General features: G+C 51.2%; 11 protein-coding genes, 3 tRNA genes, 4 rRNA genes and 1 riboswitch. Of the genes, 5 read left to right on the top strand and 13 right to left on the bottom strand.

The features are described from left to right. Window positions 1-178 precede the first annotated feature (178 nt). Window positions 179-2149 (bottom strand): RNase E specificity factor CsrD, encoded by a 1971-nt coding sequence (gene csrD / locus ACXAD4_RS01450; RefSeq protein ID WP_475238132.1) that lies wholly within the window; start codon window positions 2147-2149, stop codon window positions 179-181. Window positions 2150-2403: 254 nt separating this feature from the next. Between csrD and ACXAD4_RS01445 the strand changes: the two genes are divergently transcribed. Further along, on the top strand, window positions 2404-3291 hold the full coding sequence (locus ACXAD4_RS01445) for a LysR family transcriptional regulator (RefSeq protein ID WP_475238130.1): 888 nt from the start codon (window positions 2404-2406) through the stop codon (window positions 3289-3291). Window positions 3292-3382: 91 nt separating this feature from the next. Here the strand turns inward: ACXAD4_RS01445 and ACXAD4_RS01440 are convergent, their stop codons facing one another. Next, on the bottom strand, window positions 3383-3934 hold the full coding sequence (locus ACXAD4_RS01440; protein ID WP_317523768.1) for a single-stranded DNA-binding protein: 552 nt from the start codon (window positions 3932-3934) through the stop codon (window positions 3383-3385). A gap of 268 nt (window positions 3935-4202) precedes the next feature. On the opposite strand from ACXAD4_RS01440, the gene uvrA reads away from it, so the two are divergent. Continuing rightward, a complete protein-coding gene (gene uvrA, locus ACXAD4_RS01435; protein ID WP_475238127.1) occupies window positions 4203-7031 on the top strand; it encodes an excinuclease ABC subunit UvrA in 2829 nt (942 codons plus the stop codon). A 103-nt stretch (window positions 7032-7134) separates the two neighbouring features. Further along, window positions 7135-8892, top strand: coding sequence for a PglL family O-oligosaccharyltransferase (locus ACXAD4_RS01430; RefSeq protein ID WP_475242682.1), 1758 nt, complete (start codon window positions 7135-7137; stop codon window positions 8890-8892). A gap of 68 nt (window positions 8893-8960) precedes the next feature. On the opposite strand, the gene ACXAD4_RS01425 is transcribed toward ACXAD4_RS01430, so the two are convergent. Next, window positions 8961-10079, bottom strand: a complete 1119-nt coding sequence (locus ACXAD4_RS01425) for a pyridoxal-phosphate-dependent aminotransferase family protein (RefSeq protein ID WP_475238126.1) — start codon at window positions 10077-10079, stop codon at window positions 8961-8963. 255 nt (window positions 10080-10334) lie between these two features. Next, a riboswitch (Lysine riboswitch) is annotated at window positions 10335-10522 on the top strand. A gap of 108 nt (window positions 10523-10630) precedes the next feature. Between ACXAD4_RS01425 and lysC the strand changes: the two genes are divergently transcribed. Next, on the top strand, window positions 10631-12013 hold the full coding sequence (lysC, locus tag ACXAD4_RS01420) for a lysine-sensitive aspartokinase 3 (protein ID WP_475238124.1): 1383 nt from the start codon (window positions 10631-10633) through the stop codon (window positions 12011-12013). 231 nt (window positions 12014-12244) lie between these two features. On the opposite strand, the gene metH is transcribed toward lysC, so the two are convergent. Continuing rightward, window positions 12245-15916 carry a methionine synthase gene (gene metH, locus ACXAD4_RS01415; RefSeq protein WP_475238122.1) on the bottom strand — a complete coding sequence of 1224 codons (3672 nt, stop codon included), beginning with the start codon at window positions 15914-15916 and terminating at the stop codon, window positions 12245-12247. Between the two features lie 203 nt (window positions 15917-16119). On the opposite strand from metH, the gene ACXAD4_RS01410 reads away from it, so the two are divergent. Then, window positions 16120-17409 (top strand): cation:proton antiporter, encoded by a 1290-nt coding sequence (locus ACXAD4_RS01410; protein ID WP_475238119.1) that lies wholly within the window; start codon window positions 16120-16122, stop codon window positions 17407-17409. A 257-nt stretch (window positions 17410-17666) separates the two neighbouring features. On the opposite strand, the gene metA is transcribed toward ACXAD4_RS01410, so the two are convergent. From metA to ACXAD4_RS01365, 9 genes are all read right to left on the bottom strand, one after another. After that, window positions 17667-18608, bottom strand: a complete 942-nt coding sequence (gene metA / locus ACXAD4_RS01405) for a homoserine O-succinyltransferase MetA (RefSeq protein WP_475238117.1) — start codon at window positions 18606-18608, stop codon at window positions 17667-17669. A 244-nt stretch (window positions 18609-18852) separates the two neighbouring features. Next, window positions 18853-18968: ribosomal RNA gene (rrf, locus tag ACXAD4_RS01400) — 5S ribosomal RNA — on the bottom strand. A gap of 8 nt (window positions 18969-18976) precedes the next feature. Then, a tRNA-Thr gene (locus ACXAD4_RS01395) sits at window positions 18977-19052 on the bottom strand. Between the two features lie 48 nt (window positions 19053-19100). Further along, window positions 19101-19216, bottom strand: a 5S ribosomal RNA gene (gene rrf / locus ACXAD4_RS01390). A gap of 84 nt (window positions 19217-19300) precedes the next feature. Further along, a 23S ribosomal RNA gene (locus ACXAD4_RS01385) occupies window positions 19301-22188 on the bottom strand. A 261-nt stretch (window positions 22189-22449) separates the two neighbouring features. Further along, window positions 22450-22525: transfer RNA gene (locus tag ACXAD4_RS01380), tRNA-Ala, on the bottom strand. Between the two features lie 44 nt (window positions 22526-22569). Then, window positions 22570-22646, bottom strand: a tRNA-Ile gene (locus ACXAD4_RS01375). 71 nt (window positions 22647-22717) lie between these two features. Then, window positions 22718-24270 (bottom strand): 16S ribosomal RNA (locus ACXAD4_RS01370). The 16S, 23S and 5S rRNA genes sit together here with 3 tRNA genes alongside, the layout of an rRNA operon. 433 nt (window positions 24271-24703) lie before the next feature. Continuing rightward, window positions 24704-25618, bottom strand: a complete 915-nt coding sequence (locus ACXAD4_RS01365; protein ID WP_475238114.1) for a glycosyltransferase family 2 protein — start codon at window positions 25616-25618, stop codon at window positions 24704-24706. Window positions 25619-25663: the final 45 nt, after the last annotated feature.

Below are 25663 nucleotides of genomic sequence, written 5' to 3'. Positions count from 1 at the left end.
TCCCACTACAGGAGAATGTGTCTTCTTCCTAAATAACTTCTTTATTATCATTTCAGGCTACTTGGGGTTAACAGGCTTATATCAGGAAATATTGTGGGAAATCACTATTCTTGACATCCAGTGTCAATATTTTGACCATTATAACGATAATTCCCATAATGAATAGTGATTTTTTGCTCTACTCGCTGCTTTTTCCAAACAATTTCCGTGAGTTATTATTACTGGCAGCATCATGCTCTGATGAAATTTCAGGCGAAAAGTAGCGTCCTTGACCGCCATTTATGCCTAATTGCTTGAGTACCTGCCATTCATTGGCATTTTCAACTCCAACGGCAATAACCTTTACATCAGAGTCGGCGCAAGCGCCCAACATACTTCTGACGAATAACTGATTTTCCTGACGCAGGTTTATCTCACGTACCAAGCTGCGATGCAGTTTTATGTAATCGGCACGGATATCTTTGATGTAGTGGGTACTGACAATGGTTCGTCCTGCCTGATCGACCACGAGCTTACAACCAAGCCCCACCAGCATCCGGGTCACTGGCCGCATGGCATCAAGGTGTTTGACCAAGCCCCCTTCAGGGATTTCAAACGACAAGCGGTTAAGTACAGTTCGCGGCGTTTGCAGCAGTTCATCGCGCAGCCATTTGACGAAGCTCTTTTCTAGCAGTGCTTCAACGCTGAGGTTGACGGAAATCGACTCGGTGATCGGCTCGCTCTTGAGCATATGAAGTGCCTTGGTCACCACCAGTTTATCCATCCGAGCACTGAAACCGACCTGCTCAACGGCCGTCAGGAAGCGAGATGCTTTGATCAACATACCGTTCTCATCCCTGATGCGAGATAACAACTCACGGTGAAGCGGGCTACCATCGACCAGTTGAACCGACTGTTGATACATCACCGGGCCGCCGCTGGTGAAAATGGCGTCCAGCAAAGTACGCCAGCGCACGCTACCGCGGGCATCTTCGAACTGCTGATCTTTCTTGAACGCATACCAGCTATTGGAACCTTGTAATTGCGCACTGCGCAGGGCCATATCCGCCTCGTCCATGATACGACCGCGGCGTTCGCCACTGGCACAATACGTTACACCGATATGGCACCAGTTATCCGGCTCCAATGGCGCCGGAGGCGAGAGCCTGTCCAGTGCATTCATCAGCGCATTACAGAACTGCTTAACCTCTTTGGCCGGTTGTTGCGGCAGCAGTATGGCAAACTCAGCATCGAAGTAGCGCGAAAGTACGGTATCAGGATAGCGCTGGATCAGGTTCGACAAGATCCCACCAACATCCTGGATCAGCTCATCTGCCTCAGCTTTACCCTTGTCGGCCAGCAATTCTTCCCAATCGGTGATCCGAATAAGGATCACTGCACCATGGGTTTCCTGATCCTGCAGCATCGACTGCAGCCGGCTGTCGAACAACACCCGGTTTGCGGCACCAGTCAGCTGATCAAGAAAAGTATGAGTACGAATAAAGGTATCGAACCGGCTCCGCTCTTGGCGGGCATCTTTGAGCTCGGCAATCATTTTGTCGAGCGCCAAACTGGCCGTCGCCGGCCATTCCTGCTCGTCACCGACTTCGTTCTCTTCTACCCTACCAGCCAGAATCAAGCGCCCACGGTGTTCGAGCAATTCAGAACCGTGCAGCTGACGGCGCAGCCAATCCATCCCCCAGATCAGCCCTAGGATAATGATGGCAACAGCCAAGCTTATCGACGACATCGCCCCAATCGAGTAGGTAAACTCGGTGTAAGGCGGAATGGACTTCATGGTTACGGTAAAGCCCGGATTATGTTCGAGATCATAACGGCTTCTATGGAGAATACTCGGATCCGTCAGCGGTTGTAGTCCCTTGAAGGCATACACGACGCCGGCTTCACTGCCCACTTCCAGCTCTACTACATTACTGGCCTTAAGCAGTTTGGGTAGCCAGCGAGAAATGGCTTGCGAGCCTTGGGGATCGGCCAACTCCTGATCGATCACTTCCACAACACCATCCAGATAATGGGTAAGGTAATCTTGTCCCAACTTGCGAAAACTCACCGCCCCGCCAATAAAAATGACGAAAATGGCACAAATAACAATTAATGTGACAAAGGCAACTAGGCGGTTTGTTAACCGCATCCCTGAAGCTTTTCTCATAAGCAGCCAAAAAAACTCTTTTAGTCAAACAGATACCTAGCCAGAGATAATCCAAACAAGGCAAAGGCACGGGCGTATATTGCAAGCAAAATACCATTCAATCGATCATGCTGTCAGTGCCAAAGTCGACAAATTAACAATTTTGTAAACCCTAGTTGGGGCAGAAACAGTCTGAATAGCGCAGAAACTCATGGTACTGTAGGGAAAACGGCATCTTCGGCTCTCCCACCAGCGCTATAGGGTAATTAACAAACATGGATTGGATCACCTGCACCAAAAGCTTTGTCACTGTTGTCGATCAGGGCTCTCTCGCCCAGGCAGCCACCAAGCTCAACACCTCCAGCTCGGCACTCTCCAAGCGCTTGGCGTGGCTTGAAAAACAGCTGGGTGTGCAGTTGCTCAAACGTACCACCCGCAGCCTGACCATGACCGATGCTGGCAGACTGTTCTACCAGCGCAGCGCTCGCTTGCTGGATGACTGGCACCAGATGCTGGCAGAGACAACGTCCACTTATGGCGAAGTCAGTGGCGTATTGCGGATAGGTGCACCTCTGGCCGTTGGCAGCCGCCTGCTGGTCAATTATCTGGCTGAGTTTATCGAGGAATACCCTAATATCCAGGTCGAGCTGCATACCATCACCCCGGGACAACTACCGGATCTCAACCTGGATGTATTTATCAGCAAGGAGTTGACGGACTTCAATTCATCGAGCTATATCGCCACCAAGCTGTTCAACTTTCGCCATGGTTTCTACGCCGCGCCATCGTACCTGGAAGGAAAGCCGTTGATTGAAAACCCCGAACAACTTGCCCAGCATAACTGCCTGATGTTCGGTACCCATGGTCATGAGCAAGAGCACTTGTTTGAAAATGATGTCAGGTTACGGCTCAAGGGCAACTTCACCACCCAGAACCCGGAAGCGCTGGTTGCTGCTGCGGTAGCTGGGATGGGGATCATTCTGGCAGGGGAAAATACCGTCAAGCGCGAGCTCAGCAAAGGCTTACTGGTACCGGTTTTGCCGCAGCTCAGACAGCCAGTAAGCTCGGCTTATGCCTACTACCCCAAGCTGGACTACAACCATGTCAAAACCAAGTTGTTCATTGATTTTATCAAGGCAAAATCCAACCCGGCCCACAGCTAACAATTATTACTTTGAATATTTAGAGCAATAAAAAGCCCCGCATCGGCGAGGCTTAATATCTTGGTCAATGACCTAACAACACAGCAAGTGTTTAGAACGGAATATCGTCGTCGAAATCCATTGGCGGCTCATTGTACTGAGGCTGAGGTGCAGCCTGCTGCTGAGGAGCCTGTTGCTGTTGCTGCGGAGCAAAGTTCTGCTGAGGTGCCGCTGCTGGCTGCTGAGGCTGACCCCAACCACCTTGCTGCTGTTGACCACCCATTGGTGCGCCCATACCCTGGCCACCGCCTTGACGGCCGCCCAGCATTTGCATAACACCATTGAAGCCTTGAACCACAACTTCAGTTGTGTAGCGGTCCTGGCCGCTTTGGTCCTGCCACTTACGCGTCTGCAGTTGACCTTCGATGTATACCTGAGAACCTTTACGTAGGTACTCACCAGCTACTTCAGCTAGCTTGCCGAACAGCGCCACACGGTGCCATTCAGTTTTCTCGCGCTGCTCGCCAGTGTTCTTGTCACGCCAGCTTTCAGAAGTGGCAATGGTAATATTTGCTACTGCACCACCACTTGGCATGTAACGGATTTCCGGATCATTACCCAAGTTACCGACAAGGATAACTTTGTTTACGCCACGACTGGCCATAGTTCACTCCGATCTCATTATCGGTGCTGGGAAAAGGCCAGCGACCGTTATTGAAAGTTTATACTTAATCGCGCAGTCTATCATGCTTCACCCCTGATCGAACAGGGTTGAATCCGAGTAAAATACAGCAAACAGCCACGCGAAGAAGTGACACACAATGGTGCTATTATAACCAGCTCACTGTGTTTTTATACAGCTTTTTCTTTCAAGGCCCTGAGCCCTGTGCAATAATGCCGCAGTCATAAATTAGTCAATAAAGCTCATCGATATGGATAACATTGAAGTCAGGGGTGCCCGTACCCATAACCTCAAGAACATTTCCCTCACGCTGCCTCGGGATCAGCTGATTGTTATCACCGGCCTGTCGGGATCGGGAAAGTCGTCTCTGGCTTTCGACACCCTGTATGCCGAAGGACAGCGACGCTACGTCGAATCACTGTCGGCCTACGCCCGTCAGTTTCTATCACTGATGGAGAAACCGGATGTCGACCATATCGAGGGGCTATCCCCTGCGATTTCCATCGAGCAGAAGTCGACCTCGCACAACCCGCGCTCTACGGTCGGTACCATTACCGAGGTTTACGATTACCTACGTCTGCTCTACGCCCGTGTCGGTGAGCCACGCTGTCCGACTCACCATGTTGAGCTAGCCGCCCAAACCGTCAGCCAAATGGTCGACAAGGTGCTCGAACTGCCGGAAGGCAGCAAGATGATGCTGCTGGCACCGATCGTCAAAGAGCGTAAGGGTGAACACGTTAAAACCTTGGCCAACCTCGCCGCACAGGGTTATATCCGCGCTCGTATCGATGGCGAGGTGTGCGATCTGTCCGATCCACCAACGCTGGAACTGCATAAGAAGCACACCATCGAAGTGGTGGTCGACCGCTTCAAGGTCCGCGATGATCTGCAACAGCGCCTGGCAGAATCTTTCGAAACCGCACTGGAGCTATCCGGCGGTACCGTGGTTGTCAGCCCGATGACCGACGGTGAACATGAAGAGATCGTGTTCTCGGCCAACTTTGCCTGCCCGCACTGTGGCTACAGCATGCAGGAACTGGAACCTCGCCTGTTCTCCTTCAACAATCCAGCCGGTGCTTGTGGTACTTGTGATGGCTTGGGGGTACAGCAGTTCTTTGACCCTGAACGTGTGGTGCAAAATGGCGAACTGAGCCTGTCCGGCGGGGCTATCCGCGGCTGGGACAAGCGCAACTTCTATTACTTCCAGATGCTCAAGTCACTGGCCGAGCATTATGGCTTTGATGTCGAAGCACCATTCGATAGCCTGCCGAAAAAGATCCAGAACGTGATCCTCAGCGGCTCGGGCAAGACCGATATCGAGTTCAAGTATATCAATGACCGGGGTGATATCACGGTCCGCCGCCATCCATTCGAGGGGATCCTCAACAATATGGAGCGCCGCTACCGCGAGACCGAATCCAACTCGGTACGAGAAGATCTGATCAAGTTTGTTTCGACTAAACCGTGTAGCAGCTGTGGTGGCTCGCGCCTGCGCCTGGAAGCCCGCAACGTGTTTATTGCCGATACCACCTTGCCGACCGTAAGCGAGATGAGTATCAGCGAAGCGATGGACTTCTTTAGCCAGCTGGCGCTGACCGGGCAGAAAGCCAAAATCGCCGAGAAAGTCCTTAAAGAAATAAATGACAGATTGAGCTTCCTGGTCAATGTCGGCCTCAACTACCTCAATCTATCCCGCAGTGCAGAAACCTTATCGGGTGGTGAAGCCCAGCGGATCCGCTTGGCTAGCCAAATTGGTGCTGGCCTTGTAGGCGTGATGTATGTACTGGACGAGCCGTCAATCGGCCTCCACCAGCGCGACAACGAGCGCCTGCTTAAGACCCTGACCCACCTGCGCGATCTCGGAAATACCGTGATTGTGGTCGAGCACGATGAAGATGCTATCCGGATGGCCGACCATGTGATCGATATCGGCCCGGGAGCCGGTGTCCATGGTGGTAACGTGATTGCCGAAGGTAAGCTGGCTGATATCGTCGATAACGACAATTCGCTGACGGGCCAATATCTCAGCGGCAAGAAATGTATTGCAATACCGGAGCAGCGAGTCGCCATGGATCCCGAGAGGACCGTCAAGCTACTCGGCGCTACCGGCAATAACCTAAAAGATGTTGATGTTGAAATCCCTGTTGGCCTGCTGACCTGTATCACAGGGGTGTCCGGCTCGGGCAAGTCGACCCTGATCAATGACACCTTCTTCCAGATCGCCCACCACCAACTCAACGGGGCGACATCTGGCCAGGCTGCGCCTTATCGTGAAATCCAAGATCTTGAGCACTTCGACAAGGTCATTGATATCGACCAGAGCCCGATTGGCCGTACGCCACGCTCTAACCCGGCAACCTACACCGGGATCTTCACGCCTATCCGTGAATTGTTTGCCGGCACCCAGGAATCGCGTTCGCGTGGTTACAAGCCGGGTCGCTTCAGCTTCAACGTCAAAGGCGGACGCTGTGAGGCGTGTCAGGGCGACGGTGTGATTAAAGTTGAAATGCACTTCCTGCCGGATGTCTACGTGCCTTGTGATGCCTGTAAGGGAAAGCGCTACAATCGCGAAACACTAGAGGTTCGCTACAAGGGCAAGACCATTGACGAGGTGCTGGAGCTGACAGTCGAAGATGCTCGCGAGTTCTTCGATGCGGTACCAGCCATTGCAAGAAAACTGCAGACCCTGATAGATGTTGGCCTGTCGTACATCCGTTTGGGTCAGGCGGCGACTACACTATCGGGTGGTGAGGCACAGCGCGTGAAACTAGCACGCGAACTGTCCAAGCGTGATACCGGCAAGACCCTGTATATCTTAGATGAGCCAACCACAGGCCTGCACTTCCATGATATACAGCAGTTGCTCAATGTCCTGCATCGCTTACGTGATCACGGTAATACCATCGTGGTGATCGAACATAACCTCGATGTTATCAAGACTGCAGACTGGATCATCGATCTTGGCCCCGAGGGCGGTAGCGGTGGCGGTGAAATCATTGCAACCGGTACACCTGAACAAGTGGCGCAGATCGCAGGTTCGCACACTGCACGCTTCCTCAAGCCTTTGCTGCCAGAGTGAACGCCAGTACAATAGTTCAGGCAACCTAACCGACGACGATAAACCGGGCTTGCATTCAAGCCCGGTTTTGTTTGATTCTGACAGTGAGATCCGCGCAACCACCATGACAGTGTTATATGTAAAAGGCACCAACCTTGCCGAGAAAGGGATCAGCAAACCGATGATTAAGCCATTTTTGGTGTCACTCGGGATCTTGTTCCTACTCGCGATGCACTACTTCCAGCATAACCCTGGTGGATCCGGGCTTGAGTTGTCATTCAATGCCATGAGCTGGATCCCATTCAGTTTTGCCATTGCCTTCGGCCTGCTGGAAATTTGCCGCCAGCGGGTATGGCGCTACTCGCGCTTGACCATTGTCCTGGCTGTTTGCTGTATCTTACTCACCCTCCCGGTGTTCTACCCCAATGCCGATGTCAGCCAGAGCTTGCCAAGACTACTTGGCTTATGGGCCGGCCTACTATTCTTCGTCGGCTTGCAGCAATTCTCGTTTAACCACAAACGTCGCCAGCGCATGCTGTGGTTTGTCCTTGCTGCAGTCTGGATCCAATCAGGCTTCGGCTGGGTACAATTCATGCTTCTTGAGCCGGGCAACCCTATTGGCTATGACACCGTGGCCAACCGCCCATACGGTATTTTCCAGCAACCCAACGTGATGGCCAGTTTCCTCGCCACCGGCTTGGTGCTATCTGGTTATTTACTGGCGCGCATCCCAATGTACCGGGGAAAATGGAGCTGGCAGCAATGCTTCTTGCTACTGACACCTGTTGTCACCCTGCCGCTGCTTGTTGTTCTGAGCTCACGGACCGGCTGGCTCGGTGCTGTGGTCGGTACCCTACTGCTGATCCCATATCTGCGCCGCTTTGCTGCCAAGGCACAGTGGCGAATGTGGCTGCTGATGATAGTACTGGGGCTCAGTGTTTCCTGGCACATCAACAGCTCAGCAGGTTGGTCACCGCAGGAAAACCGCTTGAGTTTGGTCAGTGCCCGTGCGATGCATATTCCACAAGCAGTCAATATGTTCCTCACCCAGCCACTAACTGGCTACGGCTTCGGCACGTTCGAGGTCAGTTATATTACCCAAACCGCAAGGTGGCACCACGATAGCCCGGACAACCCAGCCGGTATGGCAGCCCTTACCCATCCGCATAACGAGCTGGTATTCTGGGCCGCAGAAGGGGGGATCATTCCTCTACTTGCGCTGTTCGCAGCCGCGGCAGCAGTATTTCTCAAAATAAAGAAAGCCCGGGAAGGGACCCAGCTGGCTCTGATCGGCCTATTTTTCCCGATCGTCTTGCATTCCCAACTGGAGTACCCGTTCTACCATTCTCTGGTTCACTGGGTGATTTTCATCTTGCTGATTTATTGGGTCGATAACCTAACGGCCAAATACTACAAAAAACGAATGGACTACATCCTGTCAATACGAGCCTTGGTATTGAGCGTCCCGCTCATCACTACCGGATTTATGGTGACGACTCTATATTCGGGTGCGCAGCTGACCAAATACGAAACCAGCCATCCGGCCAATGTCGATTACCTAATGCGGGTCAACAACCCATGGGCGTGGCAAAATCGTTTTGAATGGGATTTACATCTGACCCAATTGCAGCTGGGGATCGCCAGTAACAACCCAACCTTGATCCAGGAATACATCAACTGGGCGCAGCAAAAAGCCAAACACTGGCCCCGTCCTGATCTGTACCAAAACCTGATCAGTGCCCACGGCCAGCTTGGACAGCTGGAACAGGCCGTACAAATTCTTGATGAGGCTCGTTACCTCTACCCAGAACACAAATTCGCTTCGCCAAGTACGACTGAGGTACAGACAATAGAAAGTGAAGCTGATAAATCAGCTCCTTAAAGACAAAAATGGCTACCTTGAGGTAGCCATTTTTTTACTATCGATAATGTTGGTATCGAAGCGCAGATTTATTTCAGCGTCGTTTGCAGTGCACGCAAACACAATGCGACGTTTTCACTGCGGGCAGCATAACCCATCAAGCCGATACGCCAGGCTTTACCTGCCAGAGCACCAAGGCCAGCACCAATTTCCAAGTTATAACGCTCAAGTAGGGTTTTTCTGACTTCGGCATCATCAATACCGTCAGGAATGTAAACTGCGTTCAGCTGAGGCAAGCGATGAGCCTCATCCACCACAAACTCAATGCCTAACTGCTCCAGACCTTCACGAAGTTCCAGGTGGGCGTCTTTGTGGCGCTGCCAGGCATTTTCCAACCCTTCGTTATGCAGCAAAACCAAGGCTTCATGCAGAGCATAAAGACTGTTGACCGGCGCAGTATGATGATAGCTGCGCTTGCCTTCACCGCTCCAGTATCCCAACACGAGGCTCTGATCGAGGAACCAACTCTGCACCGGTGCTTGGCGGCTTTGGATTTTAGCCACTGCTTTTTCAGAGAACGTCAGTGGCGATAGACCCGGTACACACGACAGGCATTTCTGGCTGCCGGAATAGACCGCGTCCAGCTGCCACTCATCCACCAACAAAGGAACGCCACCTAGCGAGGTCACAGCATCCACAATCGTCAGGCAGTCATGCTCACGGGCCAGTTTGGCAATCGCCTCGGCATCACTGAGCGCACCAGTTGAAGTTTCGGCATGGACAAAGGCCACGATTTTTGCGTCCGGATTGCTGTCCAGAGCCTGGGCGACCAAATCGGGATCAACTGGCTCCCCCCAGTTGTTATCGACCATCACGGCAACGCCGCCGCAACGCTCGACATTTTCACGCATCCGGTCGCCAAATACGCCATTGCGGCAGACAATCACCTTATCGCCGGGTTCAACCAAGTTGACGAAACAGGCTTCCATACCTGCACTGCCCGGGGCAGAGACCGCAATGGTAAAGGTATTTTGAGTCTGGAAGGCGTATTGCAGCAGCTGTTTAAGCTCATCCATCATACCGATGAATAGCGGATCCAAGTGCCCAATGGTCGGGCGGCTCAGGGCCTGAAGCACCTGTGGGTAGATATCTGAAGGGCCCGGGCCCATAAGGGTGCGCTGTGGTGGGTAGAAGCTACCAATCGTCATTATTGTTTTCCTCCCTGGCGGTAAGCGTGACAGTCAATCGTTATTGTAAGGTACTGATTGACTATATCAGCAATGAGCTAATTATGCTTATACCAAATCATGACCACCTTCTGGCACATAGATTCCATCAACATTTGTGACAATTTTTTGCAAAATTTATGCATATTTTATTTCTATGTAATTGACAACACACCTGCAAATCCGGTTCAATGTAGATCGTTTTTTGTTCATCCTGAGGAAAGGTTTTTCTCAGGGGCAGACAGAAGAGGAGCGTTACCCAGGTATCTAGGATTGCGGGGCCCCACCCCGAGGCAGTCTGGAGAGGGGGAGTAACGCCGAGATACGACATGACAGGGGGCATGGCGTATCGGCTACGAAGGTTGAATCCTTCTGGCTGTCATCTATTCACTATGGTAATGAATAGGTGGGGAGCTTCTGGTTGTTGTACCGGTTTACAATCTTACCTTTTTGCTCTCCTGACTTTTGTCGGGACTACCATCCCGAGCCCCCTGTTAATTGCGTTTATACTCTTTATTACTGGGAGACTCGTTGTGAGCTTTGTCGAAAATAACTTTACTGTTCCTCCACCGATAACCGTAGCGAAATTTGGCGGTACTAGCGTAGCCGATCATGCCGCCATGAGCCGAAGTGCCACGATCATCAAGGACAACCCTGCTGCTAAAGTAGTTTTGATCAGTGCCTGTTCCGGCGTTACCAACCTGTTAGTTGAACTTGCAAACGGAATTGCCGATAACGAGCAGCGCTCCCAACGGCTACATAAATTGACCTCTATTCACCAGAACATTATCGACAACCTGGCTCAGCCAGACGCTGTCGCTGGCCACATAGAACAACTTATCAATAACGTGGCAAGCCTAGCCGAGCAGGCCGCCGAAGCACCATCGACTAAGCTGACTGATCAGCTGGTTGCCCATGGTGAACTGTTGTCGACGCACTTATTTACCCAAATTCTCAACGAAATGGGGGCTACTGCCCAACGTTTCGATATTCGCTCTGTCATGCGTACCGACAGTCAATTCGGCAAAGCCATTCCGGAAATCGACGCCATCCGCCAACTCGCCGATGACCAGCTCCAGCCTTTGCTGGAAAGCGGTACAATTGTCGTATCCCAAGGCTTTATTGGCTCAGATAACAACGGTGAAACCACGACCCTAGGCCGTGGTGGCAGTGATTACAGCGCCGCTCTCGTTGCTGAGGCCATCAGTGCCGGAACCCTTGAGATCTGGACTGACGTACCAGGCATGTACACTACCGACCCGCGTATCACCGCCAATGCCAAGCCAATCAGTGAGATCAGCTTCAGTGAAGCTTCTGAAATGGCCAACTTCGGCGCCAAGATCCTGCACCCATCGACCTTACTGCCAGCGGTTCGTCAGCAGATCCCTGTCTTCATTGGCTCATCCAAAGCGCCTGAACAAGGCGGTACTTGGATCCGTCAGAAAGTCAGTGAACCACCGAAGTTCCGTGCTTTAGCGCTACGCTGCAACCAGACTATGGTTACCTTGACCAGTCTGAACATGTTCCACGCCTACGGTTTCCTATCAGAAGTATTCCGTATTCTGGCCGAGCATAAGATTTCGGTTGATTTGATCACTACCTCAGAGGTCAGTGTGTCATTGACCCTAGATCAAACCGATACCGGTGGTGGTGCCCCAAGCCTGCCTGCTGCGGCAATGGAGCAACTTAGCAAGTTGTGTAGCGTGGAGGTCGAGCAAGACCTTTGCTTAGTCGCACTAATCGGTAACGAACTCGGTGATGCCCCTGGCGCAGCAACCCAGGTATTTAGTCGTTTGGATGACTACAGTCCACGCATGATCTGCTTCGGTGCCAGCACTCACAACCTGTGCTTCCTGGTGAAAACAGAAGAGTCACGCGAAGTGATCAAGGTTCTGCACCAAGGCCTGTTTGAGTAAGGCTAAACGGATAAGATTCTGAATAGTAGAAAAGAAAAAGGCGCTCAATGAGCGCCTTTTTTATTGTTGTTCTGTTGCTTGATATCTTAAGCCAGGCAACAGAATGAAAGTTTCAAAAACGCAAAAGCTGACATCCATGTCGCTCTAACCCGTCTTCCCTGACGGGTAGGTTTTGAAATTTATTCTGCTGCATAGGCTAGACTATTCGAACAAAAGTTCTTAGCAAACCTACTAGCCATTAAGGTTCGGCCCCAGCCATTTCTCGGCTTCGACCAAATCCCACCCCTTGCGATCAGCATAGCTGTCACGTTGATCATCTTGGATCTGGGCGATCGCAAAGTAGCGCGAGTCTGGATGGGAGAAGTACCAGCCAGAGACCGATGCCCCCGGCCACATCGCATAACTGGTGGTCAGTGACATACCGATGGTTTCTTCGACCTGCAACAGCTCCCACAGCGAGCCTTTTTCGGTATGCTCAGGACACGCTGGGTAACCCGGTGCCGGGCGGATCCCCTGGTATTTCTCGCGGATCAGATCATCGTTGGACAAATCCTCATCCGGTGAGTAACCCCAGATATCCTTACGTACCTGCTCATGGAGATACTCAGCAAATGCCTCGGCCAAACGGTCGGCCACAGCCTGGATCATAATCGCGTTATAATCATCACCCGCCGCTTTGTAGGCATCTGCCAACTCGCGCTCACCAATACCACCGGTTACTGCAAAGGCACCAATCCAATCGGCCTTGCCGCTTTCTTTCGGCGCAATGTAGTCCGACAGGCAGTAATTGAAGCCTTTCGGTTTCTCAGTTTGCTGGCGCAGGTTGTGTAATACCTTGGCGACTTCGGTTCGCGACTCATCGGTGTACACCTCGATATCATCACCAACGCTGTTGGCCGGGAACATGGCACACATACCACGGGCTTTGAGCAAGCCTTCCTGTTCAACCCTATCAAGCAACTCGTTAGCATCATTGAACAAGCGGCGCGCTTCCTCGCCAACTTCTTCATGATCTAAGATGGCCGGATATTTGCCCATCAATGACCAGGTCATAAAGAAAGGCGTCCAGTCGATATACTGACGCAGGGTGGCAACATCAAAGTCATCAAACACCTGTACACCAGGTTTCAGCGGTGCCGGCGGAGTGTAGTTATCCCAATCAATCGCCACCTTGTTTGCCCTTGCGACATCCAAGGTAACCGGCTTAGTCTTAGGGCGCTTGCGACTATGCTGGTCACGAACCCTGACATAGTCAGCATCCAGTTTTTCGACAAAAGCAGGACGCAACTCATTAGACAGCAACGACGTACATACACCAACCGCTCGAGAAGCATTGTTCACATACACCACCGGGTGACTGTAGTTCTGCTCAATTTTCACCGCCGTGTGAGCCTTTGACGTCGTGGCCCCACCAATCAACAGCGGCAGGTCAAAGCCCTGGCGCTCCATCTCTTTCGCCACGTGGACCATCTCATCCAAAGAAGGTGTGATCAGGCCTGACAGGCCGATGATATCGACATTCTCTTCCTTGGCGACCTTGAGGATCTTCTCGCAAGGTACCATTACACCGAGATCGATGATTTCGTAGTTATTACACTGCAGTACCACACCAACAATGTTCTTGCCGATATCGTGGACATCGCCTTTTACTGTTGCCAGTAAGATCTTACCGTTTGTCGCACCCGCTTGTTTCGCAGCGTTAATATAAGGCTCTAGGTGGGCAACCGCCTGTTTCATTACCCGGGCTGATTTCACCACCTGCGGCAGGAACATCTTACCTTCACCGAACAAGTCACCGACCACGTTCATGCCATCCATCAACGGCCCTTCGATCACTTCGAGCGGCTTGGACGCATTGAGGCGCGCTTCTTCGGTATCTTCGACGATAAACTCGGTGATCCCCTTGACCAAAGCATGCTCAAGGCGTTTTTCTACCGACCAAGTGCGCCACTCAAGCGCCGACGCATCGTCTTCTTTACCCACGCCTTTATTGGCATATTCAGCAGCGATATCCAGCAGGCGCTCGGTCGAATCATCACGGCGGTTCAGAACCACGTCCTCTACCGCTTCGCGCAGCTTTTCCGGGACATTGTCATAAATTTCAAGCTGGCCGGCGTTCACGATGCCCATATCCATGCCGTTCTTAAAACAGTGGTACAGGAATACAGCATGAATGGCTTCACGGACGTAATTATTGCCGCGGAACGAGAACGAGACGTTGGACACCCCACCGGAAATCATTGCATGCGGCAGATCGCGCTTGATATCCGCAACGGCTTCGATGAAATCAACCGCATAGTTGTTGTGCTCTTCGATACCGGTCGCTACCGCAAAGATATTCGGATCAAAGATGATGTCTTCTGGCGGAAAGCCAACTTCATCAACCAAGATGCGGTAGGCATTGGTACAGATCTCCAGCTTACGCTCGCGGGTTTCCGCCTGGCCAACTTCGTCAAACGCCATCACAATTACAGCGGCACCGTAGCGGCGGATAAGCTTGGCCTGCTCAACGAATTTCTCTTTGCCCTCTTTGAGCGAGATGGAATTAACAATCCCCTTGCCCTGAATACATTTCAGGCCAGCTTCAATCACTTCCCACTTCGAGGAGTCGACCATGATTGGGACTTTGGAGATTTCTGGCTCAGAGGCACACAGGTTGAGGAAGCGCACCATGCACGCTTCGGCGTCCAGCATCCCTTCATCCATGTTGATATCAATGATCTGGGCGCCGTTTTCTACCTGTTGGCGGGCTACTTCCAGCGCCTCGTCATACAATTCTTCTTTGATCAAGCGCTTGAAACGGGCCGAGCCGGTCACGTTGGTTCGCTCGCCCACGTTGACGAATAAGGTATCTTTTTCAATAGTCAGCGGCTCAAGACCAGACAAACGGCAGGCTACCGGTAGCTCCGGCAATGCGCGAGGCGCGACCTCTGCCACAACCTCAGCAATCTGACGGATATGCTCTGGCGTAGTACCACAACAACCACCCACCAAGTTTAAGAAACCGCTTTCGGCCCACTCTTTGATATGGGCCGCCATCTCCTCCGGTGACAAATCATATTCACCAAAGGCATTCGGCAGGCCGGCATTGGGGTGCGCAGAGACCGCACACTCGGAAATTCGCGACAGCTCTTCAACATACTGGCGCAGCTCATCTGGCCCCAGAGCACAGTTCAGACCAAAAGAAATAGGGTTTACATGACGCAAGGCATTATAGAAAGCCTCAGTGGTCTGGCCCGATAGCGTACGGCCGGAAGCGTCGGTAATGGTACCGGAAATCATCACCGGCAAAGCATAGCCCAGCTCTTCAAACACGGTGTCCACCGCGAAGGCACAGGCTTTGGCGTTAAGAGTATCGAAAATCGTCTCGATAAGGATGATGTCCGAACCACCCTCAATCAAAGCACGGGTTGATTCGGCATACGCCTCAACCAGCTGATCAAAAGTAACATTTCGGAAGCCAGGATCGTTTACATCCGGCGATATAGAACAGGTGCGGTTGGTCGGGCCCAATACACCAGCCACAAATCGTGGTTTATCCGGTGTCTTTGCCGTCCACTCATCGGCCACTTGACGGGCAAGCTTGGCCGCTTCGAGATTGATCTCGGCACTCAACGCTTCCATCTCATAATCGGCCATCGCGATCGTGGTTGCGTTGAAAGTGTTGGTTTCCAGGATATCAGCACCGGCCTCAAGGTATGAGGCATGAATATCCTTGATCAATTGCGGTTGTGTCAGTACCAGTAAGTCGTTATTGCCCTTGAGATCCATGTGCCAGTCGGCAAAACGCTCACCACGGTAATCTTGCTCTTCCAGCTTATAATCCTGGATCATGGTGCCCATGCCACCATCAATGATCAGGATCTGCTCTGCCAAGCGCTTATTTAGTAAATCCTTGCCCATCAACACCGCTTTACTTCCTTATCTATTGTTACAGCTAATTCACATCCTACCATAGCAAAAATGGAAATCTAGACGTCTAAAGGGCTTTTCGTTGATTAATTTTTAACTCATTGTAAGAAATTAAAGATAGCTATCGGGCAACGATAGATTTATATTTTGACACAATTTTCAGCTTTACTTTCAAATACCATCGAGGTCACTGGATGTCAGTTTACAGCACCCTCTGTTTCCTGGCGGCAGCAGCAATGCTTATCGCCTTTGTAAACAGCAAAATAGGAAAAATGCAGACCACTATCGCCATCACTGCTGGGGCGTTGGTGCTATCTCTGGGCATCATTGTTGCCGGGCATAATGGCTGGTTCCATCTAGAAGACATTGCTGCAAGCCAACTTGGCGAGATCAACTTCGAGAGCTTCTTGCTCAAGGGTATTCTAGGTTTCTTGTTGTTCGCGGGTGGCTTGGGGATCAAACTGCCTCACCTAGAAGATCAAAAGTGGGAAATCACCACCCTGGCCCTTGCCGCCACGTTATTTTCGACCTTCTTCATCGGGTTTTCCCTATGGGGGATTTGCCAGGTGCTCGGTATCCAGCTTGATTTGATCTATTGTTTGATTTTCGGCTCGCTGATTTCACCGACTGACCCGATCGCCGTACTAGCCATTGTAAAAAAACTCGATGCGCCAAAGCGTATCTCTACCCAGATTGAGGGCGAATCTTTATTCAATGACGGCTTCGGCCTTGTCATTTTCGTTACCCTATTTACCATCGCTTTCGGTAACGAAGCCCCTACCGTTCTTGGTGTCGGCCAGCTGTTCCTGCAGGAGGCCATCGGCGGTATCGCCTACGGTTTCGCACTGGGCCTGATCTTCCATTACCTGATCAGCTCTACCAATGACCATTCGATGGAGCTGCTACTGACTTTAGGTATCCCGACCGCTGGCTACGTGTTTGCCGATGTCATCCATGTTTCAGGGCCATTGGCGATGGTGGTGTCAGGTATCATGATTGGCAACTGGACCCGCTACATTGGTTTTTCCAAGGAGAGTGAAGATCATCTCGATCACTTCTGGGAATTGGTCGATGAATTCCTCAACGGTGTGCTGTTCCTATTGATTGGTATGAGTATGCTGCAGTTCAGCTTCCATCAGGAAGACTGGGTATTGATGGTCATTGCCGTACCGTTAGTACTGCTCAGCCGTTACCTCAGCATCAAGCTGTCCTATGTTGGCTTCAACCGCTACCGCGACTACAACCCGATGTCAGTCAAGATCCTGACCTGGGGTGGCTTGCGCGGCGGTCTTGCCCTTGCGATGGCCATGGCTGTACCGGCTGGGGTGATGGTGATCCCTGACAAGAACATTGATGTGCGGGAGATTATGCTGGTGATGACCTACTCTGTGGTGGTGTTCTCAATATTGATTCAGGGTTCGACGATTACCCCGCTGATCCACAAAGCCAAACTGTGGGAAGCCGAAAATAGCCCAAGTAAATAGCTACGATAAAAAAAGACCTGCTTCGGCAGGTCTTTTTTTTGCTGGAAACTTTTTCTATTACAGTTGAAAGAACGTCCCAAGCACCAGAATGTAAATTTCAAAAACGCAAAAGTGACATCCATGTCGCTCCAACCCTGGAACGCCAGCCCGGACCGTCCCTGGCGGGTAGGTTTTGAAATTTTATCCTAGTGCATGGGCCGCATGCGTAAAGCAGGATAACTGCCTACTCTGCAAGTATTGTGTTATTCGGCAACAGGCTATTCATCTGTGGTGAAGTTGGCTTCCGAGAAATGCTCCAAGTCATAAGGAGTCTGCTGGTAGACACAGTAGTTTAGCCAGTTAGAAAACAGCAGGTGACCATGGCTACGCCAGCTAGCAATGGGTGGGTTGTCTGGATTATTGTCCGGATAGTAGTTCACCGGTACATTTGGCTCCATTCCTTCCCCGACATCCCTGACATACTCATTATGCAGGGTATCAACGTCATACTCCGGGTGACCGGTTACAAACACATTTCGCTTGTCTTTGGTCGCTGCCAAGTACACGCCGGCCTGCTCAGACGTCGCCAGAATATCTAGATCAGTATGCTCTTCCAAATACTCTGGTGAGAAGTCGGCAAAGCGGGAGTGTGGCGCCAAGAATGAATCATCAAACCCTCGCAAGATAGGGTTGTGGCAGTCATGCGTTCGGTGCCAATATACCCCAGACAACTTCTCCTTACGGGTGCGCTTAGGCAGGTCGTACAGTAGCTTCAATCCCGCCTGGGCTGCCCAGCACACAAACAGCGTTGAAGTCACATGCTCCTTAGCCCAGTTCATGATGGTTTGAATTTCTTCCCAATACAGCACATCTTCAAACTGCACCAAACCCAGCGGGGCACCCGTGACAATCAAACCATCGAAGTTACGGTCTTTCACCATTTCGAACTGACGGTAGAAGGTATCGAGATGCTCGGTCGGCGTATTCTTGGTCGGCCGGTTATCAATGCGTAGCAGTTCGACATCGACTTGTAGCGGACTATTAGAAAGCAGACGCAAGAACTGGGTTTCCGTTTCGATCTTCTTCGGCATCAAGTTTAGCAGCAGCACCTTCAAAGGACGGATTTCCTGACTCGATGCACGGGCTTCCGACATCACGAAGATATTCTCTCCCCGTAGGATATCGGTTGCTGGTAATTTGTCAGGGATCTTAATCGGCATGGGTGCTTCTCCTTAAACGTTTTTCCGTCTGCTCTGCCCCACCAGAGATGTTTAGACGTCCAGATTTCTAAATAAAACTATAAGAGATCACGCCAAGGTGCAAGCAAAACAAGATTAAAAGAATAGATGATGTGGCACGTAAAGGTGAGAAATACTCATGAAACAAGGAAGGTATGAAAGAGGCGCGATTTATTTATCGCCTGAAATGAAAAAACCCAGCCGTTAGGCTGGGTTTTGAAGAAGTGTTCAGCAATGACCTACTCTCACATGGGGAGGCCCCACACTACCATCGGCGCTACAACGTTTCACTTCTGAGTTCGGCATGGGATCAGGTGGTACCGCTGTGCTATTGTCGCTGAACAAAATCGTGGTGCTAGTACCCAGATTTGAACTGGGGACCTCACCCTTACCAAGGGTGCGCTCTACCAACTGAGCTATACCAGCACGCAATTCTGCGTCGAAACCCGCGTTTGCGAATTTCCGAAATTGGAAGCCTGGCGATGTCCTACTCTCACATGGGGAGGCCCCACACTACCATCGGCGCTATTACGTTTCACTACTGAGTTCGGCATGGGATCAGGTGGGTCCATAATGCTATGGTCGCCAAGCAAAATTCTTACAATCTTGAAAGCTGATGTTCTCAACACTCATCCAAGTGTTTGCGGAGTCCGTAAAAACCCCTTGGGTGTTGTATGGTTAAGCCTCACGGGCAATTAGTACAGGTTAGCTCAACGCCTCACAACGCTTACACACCCTGCCTATCTACGTCGTAGTCTCCAACAACCCTTCAGGAACCTTATAGGTTCAGGGATGACTCATCTTGAGGCTCGCTTCCCGCTTAGATGCTTTCAGCGGTTATCGATTCCGAACTTAGCTACCGGGCAATGCGTCTGGCGACACAACCCGAACACCAGAGGTTCGTCCACTCCGGTCCTCTCGTACTAGGAGCAGCCCCTCTCAATCATCCAACGCCCACGGCAGATAGGGACCGAACTGTCTCACGACGTTCTAAACCCAGCTCGCGTACCACTTTAAATGGCGAACAGCCATACCCTTGGGACCGACTTCAGCCCCAGGATGTGATGAGCCGACATCGAGGTGCCAAACACCGCCGTCGATATGAACTCTTGGGCGGTATCAGCCTGTTATCCCCGGAGTACCTTTTATCCGTTGAGCGATGGCCCTTCCATACAGAACCACCGGATCACTATGACCTGCTTTCGCACCTGCTCGACTTGTCAGTCTCGCAGTCAAGCGGGCTTATGCCATTGCACTAACCTCACGATGTCCGACCGTGATTAGCCCACCTTCGTGCTCCTCCGTTACGCTTTGGGAGGAGACCGCCCCAGTCAAACTACCCACCAGGCACTGTCCGCACCCCGGATAACGGGGCGACGTTAGAACATCAACACTACAAGGGTGGTATTTCAAGGACGGCTCCACCGAATCTAGCGACTCGGTTTCAAAGCCTCCCACCTATCCTACACATGTAGGGTCAATGTTCAGTGCCAAGCTGTAGTAAAGGTTCACGGGGTCTTTCCGTCTAGCCGCGGGTACGCAGCATCTTCACTGCGATTTCAATTTCACTGAGTCTCGGGTGGAGACAGCGTGGCCATCATTACGCCATTCGTGCAGGTCGGAACTTACCCGACAAGGAATTTCGCTACCTTAGGACCGTTATAGTTACGGCCGCCGTTTACCGGGGCTTCGATCAAGAGCTTCGACCGAAGTCTAACCCCATCAATTAACCTTCCGGCACCGGGCAGGCGTCACACCGTATACGTCATCTTTCGATTTTGCACAGTGCTGTGTTTTTAATAAACAGTTGCAGCCACCTGGTATCTGCGACTGCCAGCAGCTCCAAGAGCGAGTCTCTTCACCGCCGGCAGCGTACCTTCTCCCGAAGTTACGGTACCATTTTGCCTAGTTCCTTCACCCGAGTTCTCTCAAGCGCCTTGGTATTCTCTACCCGACCACCTGTGTCGGTTTGGGGTACGATTCCTTACTATCTGAAGCTTAGAGGCTTTTCCCGGAAGCATGGCATCAATGACTTCAGTGCCGTAGCACCTCGACATCGGGTCTCAGCCTAGTGTAATCCCGGATTTGCCTAAGATTACAGCCTACACCCTTGAACCTGGACAACCGTCGCCAGGCCCACCTAGCCTTCTCCGTCCCCCCATCGCAATAGTAAGAAGTACGGGAATATTAACCCGTTTCCCATCGACTACGCCTTTCGGCCTCGCCTTAGGGGTCGACTCACCCTGCCCCGATTAACGTTGGACAGGAACCCTTGGTCTTCCGGCGAGGGAGTTTTTCACTCCCTTTATCGTTACTCATGTCAGCATTCGCACTTCTGATACGTCCAGCACACCTTACGATGCACCTTCAACCGCTTACAGAACGCTCCCCTACCCAATACCTATAAAGGCATTGCCGCAGCTTCGGTGTATAGCTTAGCCCCGTTAAATCTTCCGCGCAGGCCGACTCGACCAGTGAGCTATTACGCTTTCTTTAAATGATGGCTGCTTCTAAGCCAACATCCTGGCTGTCTGAGCCTTCCCACATCGTTTCCCACTTAGCTATAACTTTGGGACCTTAGCTGGCGGTCTGGGTTGTTTCCCTCTCCACGACGGACGTTAGCACCCGCCGTGTGTCTCCCGGATAGTACTTACTGGTATTCGGAGTTTGCAAAGGGTTGGTAAGTCGGGATGACCCCCTAGCCTTAACAGTGCTCTACCCCCAGTAGTATTCGTCCGAGGCGCTACCTAAATAGCTTTCGGGGAGAACCAGCTATCTCCAGGTTTGATTGGCCTTTCACCCCTAGCCACAAGTCATCCGCTAATTTTTCAACATTAGTCGGTTCGGTCCTCCAGTAAGTGTTACCTCACCTTCAACCTGCCCATGGCTAGATCACCTGGTTTCGGGTCTAATCCTAGCAACTGAACGCCCAGTTAAGACTCGGTTTCCCTACGGCTCCCCTAAACGGTTAACCTTGCTACTAAAATTAAGTCGCTGACCCATTATACAAAAGGTACGCAGTCACCCCGAAGGGCTCCTACTGCTTGTACGTACACGGTTTCAGGTTCTATTTCACTCCCCTCACAGGGGTTCTTTTCGCCTTTCCCTCACGGTACTGGTTCACTATCGGTCAGTCAGGAGTATTTAGCCTTGGAGGATGGTCCCCCCATGTTCAGACAGGATATCACGTGTCCCGTCCTACTCGATTTCACTCGCAATGCGCTACCGGTTACGGGGCTATCACCCTGTATCGCTGAGCTTTCCAGCTCATTCACCTGTCGCAAAACTAGCTTAAGGGCTAATCCGGGTTCGCTCGCCGCTACTGCCGGAATCTCGGTTGATTTCTCTTCCTCGGGGTACTTAGATGTTTCAGTTCCCCCGGTTCGCCTCAATGCGCTATGTATTCACGCATTGATAACTGCTTATGCAGCTGGGTTTCCCCATTCGGAAATCCAAGAGTATAGTGATTCTTACCATCTTCTCTTGGCTTATCGCAGGTTAGCACGTCCTTCATCGCCTCTGACTGCCCAGGCATCCACCGTGTACGCTTAGTCACTTAACCATACAACCCCAAGGGGTCTGTTCGTATGGCTCAACAACCAAGGTTGTTCATCTGAGTATTGATGAACTGTGTTTCGCCGGACTCTTACACAAGACACTTGAATGTGTGTTGCTTGAGAACTCGTTTCATCTTTCGATGAAACTATTAGTTATTGAATTCGAAAATTCAATTTACTAGTCAGCTTTCCAGATTGTTAAAGAGCATGTGTTTATCGTCAGATAACCACTTTCTAAAGATTCTTAAGGAAGAAACCTTAGAGAGTGGTGGAGCTAAGCAGGATCGAACTGCTGACCTCCTGCGTGCAAGGCAGGCGCTCTCCCAGCTGAGCTATAGCCCCAACGATTCGAAAGACTTCACACTCACTTCCTCTGGGAGAGAAAGTGGTGGGTCTGAGTGGACTTGAACCACCGACCTCACCCTTATCAGGGGTGCGCTCTAACCACCTGAGCTACAGACCCAAGTCTTTCACGTTCTTTTACTATTAACCAAGCAATCTGTGTGGACACTGCATAAAACGCAGTCATATCGTTAAGGAGGTGATCCAGCCCCAGGTTCCCCTAGGGCTACCTTGTTACGACTTCACCCCAGTCATGAACCACACCGTGGTAAACGCCCTCCCGAAGGTTAAGCTATCTACTTCTGGTGCAGCCCACTCCCATGGTGTGACGGGCGGTGTGTACAAGGCCCGGGAACGTATTCACCGTGGCATTCTGATCCACGATTACTAGCGATTCCGACTTCATGGAGTCGAGTTGCAGACTCCAATCCGGACTACGACGTACTTTCTGGGATTCGCTCACTCTCGCAAGTTGGCCGCCCTCTGTATACGCCATTGTAGCACGTGTGTAGCCCTACTCGTAAGGGCCATGATGACTTGACGTCGTCCCCACCTTCCTCCGGTTTATCACCGGCAGTCCCCCTGGAGTTCCCGCCATTACGCGCTGGCAAACAAGGATAGGGGTTGCGCTCGTTGCGGGACTTAACCCAACATTTCACAACACGAGCTGACGACAGCCATGCAGCACCTGTCTCAGAGTTCCCGAAGGCACCAATCCATCTCTGGAAAGTTCTCTGGATGTCAAGAGTAGGTAAGGTTCTTCGCGTTGCATCGAATTAAACCACATGCTCCACCGCTTGTGCGGGCCCCCGTCAATTCATTTGAGTTTTAATCTTGCGACCGTACTCCCCAGGCGGTCTACTTAACGCGTTAGCTCCGAAAGCCAGTGTTCAAGACACCAACCTCCAAGTAGACATCGTTTACGGCGTGGACTACCAGGGTATCTAATCCTGTTTGCTCCCCACGCTTTCGCATCTGAGCGTCAGTCTTTGTCCAGGGGGCCGCCTTCGCCACCGGTATTCCTTCAGATCTCTACGCATTTCACCGCTACACCTGAAATTCTACCCCCCTCTACAAGACTCTAGCCTGCCAGTTCCAAATGCTATTCCGAGGTTGAGCCCCGGGCTTTCACATCTGGCTTAACAAGCCGCCTGCATGCGCTTTACGCCCAGTAATTCCGATTAACGCTCGCACCCTCCGTATTACCGCGGCTGCTGGCACGGAGTTAGCCGGTGCTTCTTCTGTCGCTAACGTCAAACACATACGCTATTAACGCATACGCCTTCCTCACGACTGAAAGTGCTTTACAACCCGAAGGCCTTCTTCACACACGCGGCATGGCTGCATCAGGGTTTCCCCCATTGTGCAATATTCCCCACTGCTGCCTCCCGTAGGAGTCTGGACCGTGTCTCAGTTCCAGTGTGGCTGATCATCCTCTCAGACCAGCTAGAGATCGTCGCCTTGGTGAGCTCTTACCTCACCAACTAGCTAATCTCACCTGGGCTAATCCTGACGCGAGAGGCCCGAAGGTCCCCCTCTTTGCTCCGAAGAGATTATGCGGTATTAGCCATCGTTTCCAATGGTTATCCCCCACATCAGGGCATATTCCCAGGCATTACTCACCCGTCCGCCGCTCGCCGCCCATAAACGCACCCGAAGGATTGTTTATGTCGCTGCCGCTCGACTTGCATGTGTTAGGCCTGCCGCCAGCGTTCAATCTGAGCCATGATCAAACTCTTCAATTAAAGTTTTGGCTCAATGAATACTGTTATTACTTATTTCTAAGTAAGAATTGACTGTGCCGATATAGCCGAAGCTATTTCGTATTGGTCACTCAGTTTCATTGATAATGCTTTTGTTGACTATCATTTCACGAGTGCCCACACAGATTGCATGGTCAAATTGTTAAAGAACAATATATTCAACGTGTTATCAGTGATTATCGAAACAATCTCTCGTTGAACAGGGCAGCCATTCTATCCAATCAATTCTCAGTGTCAAACACTTTTTGAAAATTTATTTTTTAGAGTGAATCCCCTTCCGATACGTAGTGGGCTTTTCAGCGCCGCTCTCCGTGTCGGTGATGCGGCATTATAGGGAGAGAATTATTATTGGCAAGCATAAAAATAAAAAAAAATGCCAAGCGAACAAAAAACAAACCAACACGGAAGAACTGGTTTATTTCAACGACAAAACATTCAATATATCCCGGCCAGCCGCTTTTACTCTTCGCTTGCTAGGCTGCAGGCACAGCACCATAAGCTCCTGGCAGGCTGAAACATGATACGCTTTCATCAACCGATTATATTCGGCTTTCCCTGTTACCCAGCGTAAATATCCCGCTATTAAGTCAGCAGGGCGATTGCTAACTTTGGGGCGATGCCGGTCAAGAATGTGCTTCATTGCCACAAGTCGCTTGTTGTGATCACGACTGATAGCATCCGCTCTGTCGGAGACATAATGACAAAGGTTACTGTGAAGCACCCCAACCACCCCCTCTTCTGCCACCTTTAGCCATAGATCCCAGTCTGAAGCAGATTTGAGGTTTGGGTCAAAGCCACCGACTTTGACCAGGGCGCCCTTATTGACCATGACAGTACTGGTACCCACTACATTTTCGGCAAATAGAATCGAAGTGAAAGAAGGAAAGACTGTTACTGGATCAGTACTCAGCAACTTGTTAAAGCGTGGCCAAAAAGCAAAACAACCAATTATAGGGTCACCCGCCTCGGTGATATGCATGTAGTCGGTAAAGCTCAATACCATCTCAGGATAATGGCGGTGAAGGTCGAGTTGCTGCGATAGCTTGTTTTCCAACCAAAAGTCGTCTGCATCAAGAAACGCGATTAATTCGTTGCTGCAATGTTCTATCCCGAGGTTCCTTGCCTGCGAAGCACCTAGCCGTTGGGTACATAGCACCTTGATATCATCCTGCTGCGCCAACCATTCACGTGAACCGTCGGTTGAGCCGTCATCAACCACAATGATTTCGACCGCTACACCCTGCATCCGGATACTGTTGATGGCCCGCGGTAGCGTAGATAGACAATTGTAATTAGGGATCACCACACTCACTTCTGTTTCAACGCTCATCATCATCGCCTCTCTACATAGATTGTCGATAACGCAATGCAAACC

The organism is Photobacterium sp. AWH4_225 (assembly GCF_056158405.1).
The sequence above is the reverse complement of the archived record's forward strand: the minus strand, read 5'-3'. Positions and strand labels throughout refer to the sequence as shown.